Origin of the sequence: Pseudomonas sp. LPB4.O (assembly GCF_038383825.1) — a bacterium.
Classification (GTDB): Bacteria; Pseudomonadota; Gammaproteobacteria; order Pseudomonadales; family Pseudomonadaceae; genus Aquipseudomonas; species Aquipseudomonas putida.
In genome coordinates this window covers 614240-627236 of sequence record NZ_CP151298.1, presented here as the reverse complement: position 1 = coordinate 627236, position 12997 = coordinate 614240, and the positions used below count along the sequence as shown (strand labels likewise).

Sequence of the window (12997 nt, the reverse complement as noted above, 5' to 3'; positions counted from 1 at the left end):
CCAGTCACTCCTGCACCCTAGGCGCGCGCCCCCTGGATGTATGACAGGAGATTGATGAAGAGCAGCTGGGGCCGCGCGGAAAAGGTTCAGGTAGTACTGGCCCGAAACAAATGTAGGAGCAGCCTTGTGCTGCGAAGCGCCGCGCGGGCGGCGCTCGATCTCACAGGCAATGAACAACCCAAGGCATGCGCCTGTCTGCCCACCCTCGATCCCCCGACATTCACCTCGCAGCCATCTCGCAGCCATCTCGCCGCGCCGGCCTGTTGTCTCATCTGCTTATGCCCTATCTGTCTCGGCCCCTTATTCTGCGTCATACTCGGCAGACCTATTGCCCGGTCCTCGCCATGCGTCCACTGCTCCCCATTACCCTGGTCCTGCTGCTCGCCGCCTGTGGCGATGGCGAATCGCTGCTTGCGCCGGACGCACGCCTGCCGGACGGGGGGCGTTACCGGGGGCAGGTGGTTGATGGCCTGCTGCAGGGCGAGGGCCGTATCGACTACCCCAACGGCAGCTGGTACGCCGGCGGCTTCAAGGACGGCCAGTGGCATGGCCAGGGCGAATGGCATGGCCAGAACGGCGAGGTGTACCGTGGCCAGTTCGCCGAGGGGCTGTTCCAGGGGCTGGGCGACCTGACCACGCCGGGCAGCCACTATGGCGGCACCTTCAAGCACGGCCGCCGCGACGGCGAAGGCACGCTCAAGCAAGCCGACCAGACCTACCGCGGCCAGTTCAAGGACGACCTGTACGATGGCGCAGGCGAGCTGGAACTGGCCGACGGCAGCCGCTACCAGGGCCTGTTCGCCAAGGGCAAGCCCAACGGCGCCGGGGTGCGCAGCGATGCCAGCGGCAACCAGTTCAGTGGCCGCTTCGTCAACGGCCAGCTGCAAGGCAGCGGCACGTACGACAGCGTCGACGGCGAGCAGTACATCGGTGAGTTCAAGGACAATCGCCTGGAAGGCCGGGGCCGCTACGAAAACGCCGATGGCGATGTATGGATCGGCGAATTCAAGGACGGCGCGCTGATGGGTGAAGGCGAACTGCTGGGCAGTGACGGCAGCCACTACAAGGGCGAATTCGTCGACTGGCGCCTGTCGGGCCGGGGCAGCCTGCAACTGGCCGACGGCAGCACCTACGTCGGCGGCTTCCTGAACGATGCCTACCATGGCCATGGGCAGCTGACCTTGCCAAGCGGCCAGGTCGAAGGTGGCACCTGGGCCAACGGTGTGCGCGTACGCGACCAGAAAGGCAAGCTGCTACCTGACCCACTGGACCTGGCCCTGCTCAACCAGGGCCGGCTGCTGGAAGAGGCGCTGGCCCGGGTACCGCGCTCAACGCCGCCCATCCAGCTGTACAGCCTGGTGGTGGCCGGCGATGGCCAGCAAAGCGTGTTCCTGCGCGAAGCCGACTACGTCAGCAACATGCTCAAGGTGCGCTTTGGCGCCCGCGGCCAGGTGACCCTGGTCAACCACCGTGACCACATGGCCACCCGCCCCATGGCCACCCGCGAGAACCTCACCCGCGCCGCCAGTACCCTGGCCGAACGCAGCGGCCCCGAAGACCTGGTGTTCATCTATCTCACAAGCCATGGCAGCCAGGACCATCAGTTGGTGCTCGACCAGCCGCGCCTGCAACTGGCCGACCTTTCTGCCGACGAACTGGCCACTGCCCTGGCGCCATTGAAGGACCGCGACAAGGTAATCGTCATCTCGGCTTGCTATTCAGGGGGCTACATCGCCCCGCTCAAGGACGATCGCACGGTGATCATGACCGCCGCCCGGGCCGACCGCGTATCCTTCGGGTGCTCGGAAGAAGCCGACTTCACCTACTTTGGCGATGCGTTGTTCGCAGAAGCACTGAACCAGACCGACGACCTGAAACAGGCGTTTGAACTGGCACGCTCCAGCGTTGCCGAAAGAGAACAAAGGGAAGGCTTCGAGGCCTCGGAGCCGCAGCTGTGGGCACCGCCAGCAGTACTGGAACACTGGCAGCACCTGCGCCGGCAACAGGCCGAAGAAGCATTGCGTAACGCCGCACAGGCCAACGTGGGGGCACAGGCAAAAACACCTGGCAGCCACTAGACTTGTGTGTAACAAGGGAGAGACATCATGTATTTGACGCCTCAGCATGTCCTGCTTGCCGGTGCTACCGGCCTCACCGGTGAACACCTGCTGGACCGCCTGCTCAACGAACCCACCATCACCCGCGTACTGGCGCCTACCCGCCGGCCGCTGGCCGAGCACCCGCACCTGGAAAACCCGGTGGGCGACCCGGCGGTATTCCTTCCACAGCTGGCCGGGCGGGTCGATATCGCTTACTGCTGCCTGGGCACCACGCTGAAACAGGCCGGCTCCGAATCGGCCTTCCGCGCAGTGGACCTGGACATGGTAGTGGCGTTCAGCAAGCGTGCCCGGGAGATGGGCGCGCGGCATCTGCTGGTGGTCAGTGCGCTGGGTGCCGACCCGAAATCGTCGATTTTCTACAACCGGGTCAAGGGCGAAATGGAAGAGGCGCTCAAGGCCCAGGACTGGCCGCAACTGACCATCGTGCGGCCGTCATTGCTGCTGGGCGAGCGGATCGAGCCACGGCTGGCAGAACAACTGGTTTCGCCGTTTTCGAGGTTGATACCTGGCAAGTACCGGGGGATCGAGGCGTGTACCTTGGCCCGGGCCTTGTGGCGGTTGGCGCTGGAGGAAGAAGACGGGGTGCGGATTGTGGAGTCGGATGAGCTTCGCAGGTTGGGCAAGATATAAGCTTTTCCTGAAAGGGCCTCTTCGCGGGCACGCCCGCTCCCACAGGTACTGTGATCAACTGAGGACCACGCAATCCTGTGGGAGCGGGCTAGCCCGCGAAATGGCCATCACAGGCCGCCGGTGGCCTGGAAGCCGACACCGGCCGCAGTCAGCAATGACAACGGCAACAACAGGGTATCCAGAAGCATGCTGCCAGGCAGGTCCAGGCGTGGATACGCCGGTGCATCAGCCCCGTAATGATCGCGCGGGCAGCACCCGCCATTGATCACGTACAAATCCAGCCGGGTACCGGCATACACCACCGGCGCCCCAGGTTTTGCAGCATCCAGCGTGCGCACCGTGGCGCAGCCACCCAGCATCACCAGCGCCGCCACCCCCAACAGCGCTCGCTTCAATCATCCACCCCGAAGTGGTGCTCGCCCCAACGCGGCAACATGTCTTGGGGAATGGCCAGCAGGTTGAGAATGCGCGCAACGACAAAGTCGACCAGGTCGTCGATGGTCTGCGGCTGGTGATAGAAGCCGGGCGCCGCCGGCAGGATCACCGCACCCATTTGCGACAGCTTGAGCATGTTCTCCAGGTGGATGGTGGAAAACGGCGCTTCGCGCGGCACCAGGATCAGCTGGCGCCGCTCCTTGAGGGTAACGTCGGCAGCGCGTTCGATCAGGTTGTTGCAAGCCCCCGTGGCAATCGCCGACAGGGTGCCGGTGGAACAGGGCACCACTACCATCGCCGCCGGGGCGCCGGAGCCGGAGGCAACCGGCGACATCCAGTCTTCCTTGCCGTACACACGGATCTGCCCATCGGCGGCGCCGGTGTATTCGGTAAGGAATGCCTGCATCGCCTGGGGCTTGGCCGGCAGCACCACGTCGGTCTCGGTGGCCATGACCAGTTGCGCTGCCTTGGAGATCAGGAAATGCACCTCACGGTCCTCGCGCACCAGGCAATCGAGCAGGCGCAGGCCATACTGGGCGCCCGAGGCGCCCGTCATGGCCAGGGTGATGCGTTCCGGCCCGCTCACTTCAGGGCCTCGGCCAGCTTGCCGTGCAGGCCACCGAAGCCGCCGTTGCTCATGATCACCACGTGGGTGCCCGGGCGTGCCTGACCTTTGACCCGCTCGATGATCGCGTCGAGGCTGTCGGCCACCACGCTCGGTACCTTGCACTTCGCCGCAGTGGCGGCCAGGTCCCAGCCGAGGTTGGCCGGGGCGTACCAGATCACCTGATCGGCGTCGTTGACGCTTTCCGGCAAACCGTCACGGTGGGCGCCGAGCTTCATCGAGTTGGAGCGTGGTTCGATCACGGCAATCACCGGCGCCTCGCCAACGCGCTTGCGCAGGCCGTCGAGGGTGGTGGCGATGGCGGTCGGGTGGTGGGCGAAGTCATCGTAGATGGTCACGCCCTGTACTTCGGCAACCTTTTCCATGCGCCGCTTGACGCTCTTGAAGGCGCTCAGGCCTTCGATACCCATGGCCGGCACCACGCCAACATGGCGGGCCGCTGCCAAGGTAGCCAAGGCGTTGGCGACGTTGTGCTGGCCAGTCATTGCCCAGTCCACCACACCCTGCGCCTCACCCTCGAACAGCACTTCGAAACGCGAGCCGTCGGGGCTGAGCAGGCGCGCCTGCCACTGGCCACCTTCACCGGTCGTCTGTACCGGGGTCCAGCAGCCCATGCCGATGACCCGCTCCAGCGCTTGCTCGGTGGTGGGGTGAATGACCAGGCCTTCGCCCGGGATGGTGCGCACCAGGTGGTGGAACTGCCGCTCGATCGAGGCCAGGTCCGGGAAGATGTCCGCATGATCGAACTCAAGGTTGTTGAGGATCGCGGTACGTGGGTGGTAGTGGACAAACTTCGAGCGCTTGTCGAAGAAGGCGCTGTCGTATTCATCGGCTTCGACCACGAAGAACGGCGTGTCGCCCAGGCGCGCCGACACCGAGAAGTTCTGCGGCACACCACCAATCAGGAAGCCCGGGCTCATGCCGGCATGTTCCAGCACCCAGGCCAGCATGCTGCTGGTGGTGGTCTTGCCATGAGTGCCGGCAACGGCCAGTACCCAGCGGCCTTGCAGCACGTGGTCCGCCAGCCATTGCGGGCCGGACACATAAGGCAGGCCCTTGTTCAGCACGTACTCCACGGCCGGGTTGCCACGCGACATGGCATTGCCGATGACCACCAGGTCTGGCGCCGGGTCCAGCTGGGCTGGGTCATAGCCTTGGGTCAACTCGATGCCCTGGGCTTCGAGCTGGGTGCTCATCGGGGGATAGACGTTGGCGTCCGAGCCGGTGACGCGATGGCCAAGTTCCTTGGCCAGCACCGCCAGCGAACCCATGAAAGTGCCGCAAATACCGAGAATGTGAATATGCATGGTCGACCTCGCAAAACATCGAGGCAGGGTAGCCCAGGGCGCGACAAATCGCACCCGCTGTTTCGCTCAGTCGGCCCTGGTGATGCCGTGTTTGCGCAGTTTTCGATACAAGGTATTGCGGCTGATGCCCAGGAGCTCGGCGACGCGGGTCAGATGCCAGTGTTTTGCCTCCAGGGTCGCCAGCAGCGCATGGCGCTCGGCCTCTTTCAACGCTGCCGGCCCTATCGCCGGCAAGCCAGCTCCCACAGGTGCAGCGTCAGCTTCGAAAGCCCTGTTTACCCTGTAGGTGCAACTGCGTTCTAGCGCCGGTTCTGGCCTTGTCGCAGGCAAGCCGGCCCCTGGATTTACAAATGGCTTGAAGCCAGTGTGGTCGGGGTGGGAGCTGGCTTGCCGGCGATCGAGGGCAAAGCCCTCGCGGACGACGGCGGGGAGATCCGAGAACATGATTCGGGCATCTTCGCAAAGCGCTACCAATGTACGCAGCACATTGCGCATCTGCCGCACGTTCCCCGGCCAGGTGAAGTCCAGCAGCGCCTGGCGCGCACTGGGCTCCAGCTCGACCCGATGCCCCTGCGCCTCCTGACGCAGCAGGAAGTCCAGCAACTGCGCCTTGTCACTGCGATCGCGCACCGACGGCAACGCCACCTCCAGGCCATTGAGGCGGTAATACAGGTCCTCGCGGAAACTGCCCTGCTCCACCCGTTCCAGCAGGTGGCGGTGGGTAGCGCTGACAATGCGCACGTCAACCGCTTGCGGTTCACCCCCGATCGGCACCACCTGGCGCTCTTCCAGCACCCGCAGCAGGCGGGTTTGCAGGGCCAGCGGCATGTCGCCGATCTCGTCCAGTAGCAAGGTCCCGCCGTCAGCCTGCAACAGCTTGCCGCGCATGCCTTCCTTGCGTGCGCCGGTAAAGCTGCCACCGCGGTAACCGAACAGCTCGCTTTCAATCAGGCTCTCCGGGATCGAGGCGCAGTTGATGGCGACAAACGGCTTGCCGCGCCGCTCGCTGGCCTGGTGCACGGCCTGGGCGAACGCCTCCTTGCCACAACCGGTTTCGCCGCGCAGCAACAACGGCACGTCACGCTCGAACACCCGCACGCAGCGGCGAAAATCGTTGTGCAACGCCGGGTCGAGCAGGCAGATGGCCGGTTCCACCTCGCGCACGGGCTGGCGGTAGGCGGTGGGCACAGACCACACCGGCGTACGTGCCTTGCCGCGCAGGCTGGCGAACACCTGGCGGCCGTCCACCGTGCGTAGCGGCCAGACCGTACTGCCTGCGGGCATGGCGCGGTTGAACAACTCGTCGTGGCTGCAGGCAAAGAAGCGCTGCACGGGTTTGCCCAGCACGCCACCGCGCACGGTACCCAGCAGGTTCAGCGCGCTCTGGTTGGCCGCGCAGATGCGCCCGTCACCGTCGAAGGCCAGCAGCCCTTCGCTGAACAGGCCGACCGACTCGGCCTGCAGGTGGAAACGCAGCAGCCACTGCTGCTCGAAATGGCGCAGGAAATAGCAGCTTTCGATCATCTTCGCCGAGAGGTTGACCAACGCCATGGTGTGGAACTGGCTCTGGCGCGAAACATCGGGCCGGGCCGACGACACATCAAGCACCGCCAGCAGTTCGCCATGGGGGTCGAACACCGGGCTGGCCGAGCAGGTCAGGCCGGTATGGCGGCCACGAAAGTGCTCGTTCTGGTGGATGGTCAGGGCCTGGCGCTCGACCAGGCAGGTGCCGATGCCGTTCGTGCCCTCGCGCGCTTCGCTCCAGTCGGCGCCCAGCCACAGCCCGGCACGCTCGAAGCTGCGCCGCTCGGTGGGCGCGCTGACGCAGTTGAGGATTACCCCGCGGGCGTCGGTCAGCAGTACCGCGTGGCCGGCCCCGGAAAGCTGCTGGTGCAGGCTGTTCATTTCAGGGTCGGCAATTTGCAGCACCTGGCGCAGGCGCTCGCGGCTTTCCAGCAGGCGCCCGTGCTCAAGCACCACCGGGGCCGCGATCACAGCAGGGTCGAGGTGGTAGTCCTCCAGGCAACGCAGCCAGGAGCGGGCGATGGACGGGTCACTGCCGCCCTCCCCGGCGCCACCATGGGCAACGGTATGGACTTGCTGGGCATGGCGACTGAAATGATTGCTCTGCATTGTTGTAGTTCTCTGCAGATAGAGAGTCACATCAGCATCCTCCACCCGGGAAGGCTTTGCAATGCAGCCTGCCGTGACGTGTCGCAAATGGCACAAAGTGTCACCCCCGCGTGTACCGGCGCTGGCACAACGGCCGCTCACCGGGGCCGGGCAACTGACCCAAATCATTGATTTGCCTGGGGTGCCCAACGCTGGCCCAACCTTTGCTCTACGCTTCTCAACTCCTCAACAAACATAACAGCCAGGAGACACACCATGCGTTACGCACATCCCGGTACCGACGGCGCGAAGGTTTCCTTCAAGAACCGCTACGGCAACTACATCGGTGGCGAGTTCGTAGCTCCGGTCCAGGGGCAGTACTTCGAGAATACGTCCCCGGTGAATGGCAAACTGATTGCCGAATTCCCCCGCTCCACTGCCGAAGACATCGATAAAGCGCTCGACGCTGCCCACGCCGCTGCCGACGCCTGGGGCCGCACTTCAGTGCAGGACCGCTCCAACGTGCTGTTGAAGATTGCCGACCGCATCGAGCAGAACCTTGAGCTGCTGGCCATTACCGAAACCTGGGACAACGGCAAACCTGTCCGCGAAACCCTCAACGCCGACATTCCGCTGGCCGTCGATCACTTCCGCTACTTCGCCGGCTGCATCCGCGCCCAGGAAGGCGGCGCTGCCGAGATCAACGAAGGCACCGTGGCTTATCACATCCACGAGCCGCTGGGCGTCGTCGGGCAGATCATTCCGTGGAACTTCCCGATCCTGATGGCGGCCTGGAAGCTGGCGCCTGCGCTGGCCGCCGGTAACTGCGTGGTGCTCAAGCCTGCCGAGCAGACGCCACTGGGCATCACCGTGCTGCTGGAAGTGATCGGCGACCTGCTGCCACCTGGCGTACTCAACGTGGTGCAAGGCTACGGCCGCGAAGCCGGTGAAGCCCTGGCCACCAGCAAGCGTATCGCCAAGATCGCCTTCACCGGGTCTACCCCGGTGGGCTCGCACATCATGAAATGCGCGGCCGAAAACATCATCCCGTCCACCGTCGAGCTGGGCGGCAAGTCGCCGAACGTGTACTTCGAAGACATCATGCAGGCCGAGCCAAGCTTCATCGAGAAGGCTGCCGAGGGCATGGTGCTGGCGTTCTTCAACCAGGGCGAGGTGTGCACCTGCCCGTCGCGTGCCCTGGTACAGGAGTCGATCTACCCGCAGTTCATGGAAGTGGTGATGAAGAAGGTGCTGCAGATCAAGCGCGGCGACCCGCTGGACACCGACACCATGGTCGGCGCCCAGGCTTCGCAGCAGCAGTTCGAGAAGATTCTCTCGTACCTGCAGATCGCCCAGGAAGAAGGCGCCGAGTTGCTGACCGGCGGCAAGGTCGAGAAGCTGGAAGGCTCGCTGGCCACCGGTTACTACATCCAGCCGACCCTGCTCAAGGGCAACAACAAGATGCGCGTGTTCCAGGAAGAAATCTTTGGCCCGGTGGTCAGCGTCACCACCTTCAAGGACGAAGCCGAAGCACTGGCGATTGCCAACGACACCGAGTTCGGCCTGGGTGCCGGCGTGTGGACCCGTGACATCAACCGTGCCTACCGCATGGGCCGCGGGATCAAGGCCGGGCGTGTGTGGACCAACTGCTACCACCTGTACCCGGCGCATGCGGCGTTTGGCGGGTACAAGAAGTCCGGCGTCGGCCGTGAGACCCACAAGATGATGCTGGACCACTATCAGCAGACCAAGAACCTGCTGGTGAGCTACGACATCAACCCGTTGGGCTTCTTCTAAACCGCGTCGCGGCCTTCGCGGGCTCGCCCGCTCCCACAGGTTCATCGTTGCTTCCAGAACCGATGCAATACCTGTGGGAGCGGGCAAGCCCGCGAAGAGGCCGGACCTGATCTACACAAAACCCAGAGCGGCAACCGTGCACCAACCGCTCTGGCTCGCTTCCTGCAGTACACATCACCATCGGCCCGAACCCTTCCGGCCACCAAGAAAAACAACAGGTGAATCTATGCCAAGCGATCATTCCGCCGGCTCGCCGGCAGGCTCTTCCGTCGACTTCGAAAAAGTCGGGTCGGACTATTTCCAGCAACGTGAACTGAAAAAAGGCGCCGCCGGCTGGGTACTGCTGGTCGGCCTGGGCGTGGCCTATGTCATCTCCGGCGACTATGCCGGCTGGAACTTCGGCCTGGCCCAGGGCGGCTGGGGCGGCATGTTCCTCGCCACCTTGCTGATGGCCACCATGTACCTGTGCATGTGCTTCTCGCTGGCCGAACTGTCGTCGATGATCCCCACCGCAGGCGGCGGCTACGGTTTTGCCCGCAGTGCCTTCGGCCCATGGGGCGGCTTCCTGACCGGCACGGCAATCCTCATCGAATACGCCATTGCGCCCGCGGCCATCGCCGTGTTCATCGGCGCCTATTGCGAGTCATTGTTCGGCATCGGCGGCTGGGTGATCTACCTGGCGTTCTATATCGTGTTCATCGGCATCCACATCTTCGGCGTGGGTGAAGCGTTGAAACTGATGTTCATCATCACCGCCGTCGCCGCCATCGCCCTGGCGGTGTTCCTGGTGAGCATGGTGCCCCATTTTGATGCGGCCAACCTGTTCGACATCGCCAAAACGGACGCAGTAGGCGCCAGCAGCTTCCTGCCGTTCGGCTATGTCGGCGTGTGGGCGGCCATCCCTTACGCCATCTGGTTCTTCCTTGCCGTCGAAGGCGTGCCGCTGGCCGCCGAAGAAACCAAGAACCCCAAGCGTGACCTGCCACGCGGCCTGATCGGCGCCATGCTGGTACTGCTGGCCTTCGCCCTGCTGATCCTGGTGGTCGGCCCCGGCGGTGCAGGCTCCGAAGCGCTGAAGGCATCCGGCAACCCGCTGGTTGAAGCGCTGTCCAAGGCCTACGGCGGCAGCACCTGGATGGGCGGCTTCGTCAACCTGGTCGGCCTGGCCGGGCTGATCGCCAGCTTCTTCTCGATCATCTATGCCTATTCCCGGCAGATCTTTGCCCTGTCCCGTGCCGGCTACCTGCCGCGCAAACTGTCGGAGACCAACAAAAGCAAGGCCCCGGTACTGGCCCTGATCATCCCCGGCATCATCGGCTTTGCCCTGTCGCTGACCGGCCAGGGCGACTTGCTGATCCTGGTGGCGGTGTTCGGCGCTACGCTGTCCTATGTGCTGATGATGGCCGCGCACATCACCCTGCGCATCCGCCGGCCGAAGATGGAGCGCCCGTACCGCACCCCCGGTGGCATCTTCACTTCAGGTGTGGCGCTGGTGCTGGCGTGCATCGCCGTGGTTGCCGGCTTCCTGGTCGACCCACGGGTGGTAATTGGCGCCGCAGTGATCTATGCGGTACTAATTGCCTACTTTGCTTTCTACAGCCGCCACCACCTGGTCGCGGGCACGCCGGAAGAGGAATTCGCCGCCATCCAGCAGGCCGAAGAGGCCTTGCACTGATTGCCGCCACCCGCCGCGGGGCAACCCGCGGCTCTGGAGATTCTGTATGGCAAGTTTCGTACACACGGTAGGCCACCTGGTCTACCGCTTCGACAGCCTCAAGGACGTGATGGCCAAGGCCAGCCCGGCCCGCTCGGGGGACTTCCTGGCAGGCGTCGCGGCCAGCAATGACGGCGAGCGTGTCGCTGCGCAGATGGCGCTGGCCAATATCCCGCTGACCCATTTCCTCAATGAAGCCCTGATCCCATACGAAGCCGATGAAGTCACCCGGCTGATCATCGACACCCACGATGCCCAGGCCTTCGCCCCGGTCAGCCACCTGACCGTGGGCGGCTTGCGCGACTGGCTGCTGAGCGAAGAGGCCAATGAAAACAGCCTGCGCGCCCTGGCGCCAGGGCTGACGCCGGAAATGGCTGCGGCCGTGTCGAAGATCATGCGCGTGCAGGACCTGGTGCTGGTGGCGCAGAAGATTCGCGTGGTCACCCGGTTCCGCGGCACCATGGGCTTGCGCGGGCGCTTGTCTACGCGCTTGCAGCCCAACCACCCGACCGACGAGCCGGCCGGTATCGCCGCCAGCATTCTTGACGGCCTGCTGTACGGCAACGGCGACGCGATGATCGGCATCAACCCGGCCACCGACAGCATCGCCTCGATCTGTGCCCTGCTGGAAATGCTCGACGCCATCATCCAGCGCTACGACATCCCCACCCAGGCCTGCGTGCTGACCCATGTCACCACCTCGATCGAGGCGATCAACCGTGGCGTGCCGCTGGACCTGGTGTTCCAGTCCATTGCCGGCACCGAGGCGGCCAACGCCGGGTTTGGCATCAACCTGAACGTGTTGCAGGAGGGTTACGAAGCGGGCCTGTCGCTGAAACGCGGCACCCTCGGGCAAAACCTGATGTATTTCGAAACCGGCCAGGGCAGCGCTCTGTCGGCCAACGCCCACCATGGCGTCGACCAGCAAACCTGCGAGACCCGCGCCTATGCCGTGGCCCGCCACTTCAAGCCGTTTCTGGTCAACACCGTGGTCGGTTTCATCGGCCCGGAGTACTTGTACAACGGCAAGCAGATCATCCGCGCGGGCCTGGAAGACCACTTCTGCGGCAAGCTGCTGGGCGTGCCGATGGGCTGCGACATCTGCTACACCAACCACGCCGAAGCCGACCAGGACGACATGGACACCCTGCTGACCCTGCTGGGGGTGGCCGGGATCAACTTCATCATGGGCATCCCCGGCTCCGACGACATCATGCTCAACTACCAGACCACCTCGTTCCACGACGCGCTGTACGCGCGCCAGACTCTGGGCCTGAAGCCCGGGCCGGAATTCGAGGCATGGCTGGCCCGCACCGGCATCTTCACCCAGGCCGATGGCCGGGTGCGCTTTGGTGACAACCTGCCAGCGGCCTTCCGCCAGGCCTTGGCACAGCTTGCATAGGGATGACCATGGACCATCGCACGCCTACCCCCGACAACCCTTGGCTGGCCCTGCGCAACCTGACCCCGGCGCGCATCGCCCTGGGCCGTGCCGGCACCAGCCTGCCGACCGGGGCGCAGCTGGACTTCCAGTTCGCCCATGCCCAGGCCCGCGATGCCGTGCACCTGGCCTTCGACCATGCCGGCCTGACTACCCAGCTGGGTGACCGCGGGCGCGAAAGCCTGGTGCTGCACAGTGCTGCCAGTGACCGCCACCAGTACCTGCAGCGCCCGGACCTGGGCCGGCGCCTGGACGAAGAGTCGATTGCCACCCTGCGCCAGCATGCCCAGGCCAACCCCGGTGGCGTCGACCTGGCCATTGTGGTCGCCGATGGCCTGTCGGCGCTGGCCGTGCACCGCCACGCATTGCCGTTCCTGGCCCGTTTCGAGGAACAGGCCGCCGCTGACGGCTGGACCAGCGCCCCGGTTGTGCTGGTGCAGCAGGGCCGCGTGGCAGTGGCTGACGAGGTTGGTGAACTGCTGGGCGCACGGATGACCGTGATGCTGATCGGCGAGCGCCCGGGGCTGAGTTCCCCCGACAGCCTTGGCCTGTATTTCACCTACGGGCCAAAAGTCGGCCTGACCGATGCCTACCGCAACTGCATCTCCAACATCCGCCTGGAGGGGTTGAGCTATGGCATGGCGGCGCACCGCCTGTTGTACCTGATGCGCGAAGCCTGCCGTCGGCAGCTTTCCGGAGTGAATCTCAAGGATGAAGCCGAGGTCCATAGCCTGGAAAGTGAGCACACTGGTAACCAGAAAGGCAACTTCCTGCTCGGCAAAGAGTAAACAACATGTCACGGAAGGCGGATTGCAC

10 protein-coding genes are annotated in these 12997 nt (G+C 64.5%); 6 read left to right on the top strand and 4 right to left on the bottom strand.

Features of this window, described 5'->3' with window-relative positions; genetic code table 11:
• Positions 1-344 precede the first annotated feature (344 nt).
• Together MRBLPB4O_RS02805 and MRBLPB4O_RS02800 are read left to right on the top strand one after the other, a co-directional pair.
• Positions 345-2078: a C13 family peptidase gene (locus MRBLPB4O_RS02805; protein WP_341797461.1), complete on the top strand. Its 1734-nt coding sequence runs from the start codon at positions 345-347 to the stop codon at positions 2076-2078.
• Positions 2079-2105: 27 nt separating this feature from the next.
• On the top strand, positions 2106-2750 hold the full coding sequence (locus tag MRBLPB4O_RS02800) for an oxidoreductase (protein ID WP_341797460.1): 645 nt from the start codon (positions 2106-2108) through the stop codon (positions 2748-2750).
• 107 nt (positions 2751-2857) lie between these two features.
• Here the strand turns inward: MRBLPB4O_RS02800 and MRBLPB4O_RS02795 are convergent, their stop codons facing one another.
• From MRBLPB4O_RS02795 to MRBLPB4O_RS02780, 4 genes are all read right to left on the bottom strand, one after another.
• Entirely contained in the window at positions 2858-3145 is a 288-nt protein-coding gene (locus MRBLPB4O_RS02795; protein ID WP_049277555.1) for a YceK/YidQ family lipoprotein, read from the bottom strand.
• Positions 3142-3771: a flavin prenyltransferase UbiX gene (gene ubiX, locus MRBLPB4O_RS02790; protein ID WP_019472370.1), complete on the bottom strand. Its 630-nt coding sequence runs from the start codon at positions 3769-3771 to the stop codon at positions 3142-3144. The genes MRBLPB4O_RS02795 and ubiX overlap by 4 nt, the downstream gene beginning before the upstream one ends.
• Positions 3768-5117 (bottom strand): UDP-N-acetylmuramate:L-alanyl-gamma-D-glutamyl-meso-diaminopimelate ligase, encoded by a 1350-nt coding sequence (gene mpl, locus MRBLPB4O_RS02785; RefSeq protein WP_234229288.1) that lies wholly within the window; start codon positions 5115-5117, stop codon positions 3768-3770. Before mpl ends, ubiX begins: the two co-directional genes overlap by 4 nt.
• Positions 5118-5183: 66 nt before the next feature.
• Positions 5184-7250, bottom strand: a complete 2067-nt coding sequence (locus MRBLPB4O_RS02780) for a sigma-54-dependent Fis family transcriptional regulator (protein WP_341797459.1) — start codon at positions 7248-7250, stop codon at positions 5184-5186.
• A gap of 255 nt (positions 7251-7505) precedes the next feature.
• On the opposite strand from MRBLPB4O_RS02780, the gene MRBLPB4O_RS02775 reads away from it, so the two are divergent.
• From MRBLPB4O_RS02775 to eutC, 4 genes are all read left to right on the top strand, one after another.
• On the top strand, positions 7506-9026 hold the full coding sequence (locus MRBLPB4O_RS02775; RefSeq protein WP_341797458.1) for an aldehyde dehydrogenase family protein: 1521 nt from the start codon (positions 7506-7508) through the stop codon (positions 9024-9026).
• Between the two features lie 226 nt (positions 9027-9252).
• Complete coding sequence (eat, locus tag MRBLPB4O_RS02770) at positions 9253-10701, top strand: ethanolamine permease (RefSeq protein WP_049277561.1); 1449 nt, start codon at positions 9253-9255, stop codon at positions 10699-10701.
• Between the two features lie 46 nt (positions 10702-10747).
• Entirely contained in the window at positions 10748-12142 is a 1395-nt protein-coding gene (locus MRBLPB4O_RS02765) for an ethanolamine ammonia-lyase subunit EutB (RefSeq protein WP_341797457.1), read from the top strand.
• Positions 12143-12150: 8 nt separating this feature from the next.
• Positions 12151-12969 (top strand): ethanolamine ammonia-lyase subunit EutC, encoded by an 819-nt coding sequence (gene eutC, locus MRBLPB4O_RS02760; protein ID WP_341797456.1) that lies wholly within the window; start codon positions 12151-12153, stop codon positions 12967-12969.
• The last annotated feature ends 28 nt before the right edge of the window (positions 12970-12997 follow it).

Bases quoted from the DNA above. Each gene is read 5' to 3' on its own strand.
- MRBLPB4O_RS02805 (WP_341797461.1), top strand. From the start codon at position 345: ATGCGTCCACTGCTCCCCATTACCCTGGTCCTGCTGCTCGCCGCCTGT.
- MRBLPB4O_RS02780 (WP_341797459.1), bottom strand. From the start codon at position 7,250: ATGCAGAGCAATCATTTCAGTCGCCATGCCCAGCAAGTCCATACCGTT.
- MRBLPB4O_RS02800 (WP_341797460.1), top strand. From the start codon at position 2,106: ATGTATTTGACGCCTCAGCATGTCCTGCTTGCCGGTGCTACCGGCCTC.
- eat (WP_049277561.1), top strand. From the start codon at position 9,253: ATGCCAAGCGATCATTCCGCCGGCTCGCCGGCAGGCTCTTCCGTCGAC.
- eutC (WP_341797456.1), top strand. From the start codon at position 12,151: ATGGACCATCGCACGCCTACCCCCGACAACCCTTGGCTGGCCCTGCGC.
- MRBLPB4O_RS02775 (WP_341797458.1), top strand. From the start codon at position 7,506: ATGCGTTACGCACATCCCGGTACCGACGGCGCGAAGGTTTCCTTCAAG.
- mpl (WP_234229288.1), bottom strand. From the start codon at position 5,117: ATGCATATTCACATTCTCGGTATTTGCGGCACTTTCATGGGTTCGCTG.
- MRBLPB4O_RS02765 (WP_341797457.1), top strand. From the start codon at position 10,748: ATGGCAAGTTTCGTACACACGGTAGGCCACCTGGTCTACCGCTTCGAC.